The organism is Nocardioides guangzhouensis, from assembly GCF_004519545.1.
Taxonomy (GTDB): domain Bacteria; phylum Actinomycetota; class Actinomycetes; order Propionibacteriales; family Nocardioidaceae; genus Nocardioides; species Nocardioides guangzhouensis.
Genome location: NZ_SDKM01000154.1, coordinates 1 through 368 on the forward strand (window position 1 = coordinate 1; position 368 = coordinate 368).

Here is a 368-nt window from a genome sequence, read left to right on the forward strand (position 1 = left end):
ACGAACATGCTCTCGTCATCCAGCGCCGCGGCCGGCAACGAACGGGACCGGTACGCCGCCAGGTCGAGCCCGGACTCCGCAACGGTCAGCCCGCCGATCAGGTGCCTCGCCAACACGTCGGGCTTCATGGCCGCGAGCGCCGCGCGGACCTCGTCAACCAGGGACAACCCCACGGTGTACTCCGAGGCGGCGACCTCGATCAGCCGCTGACGGCCTTCGTCGCTGGCGGCCAGCGCCTCCGCCAACAGGGTCTGGAGGAGGAAGACCTCGACGCCACGTTCGCGCATGCGCGCCACGAACTGGTCGTGCTCGTACTGGGCACGCTCGACCCACAGGACGTCGTCGAACAGCAGGTCGTCGTGGTTGGA

Annotated in this window: 1 protein-coding gene; it reads right to left on the bottom strand. The window is 69.0% G+C overall.

Going from position 1 to position 368, the window contains the following annotated elements; genetic code table 11:
• The coding region (locus EKO23_RS24910) for an arginine deiminase family protein (RefSeq protein ID WP_246051307.1) at positions 1–368 on the bottom strand (368 nt) is incomplete at both ends.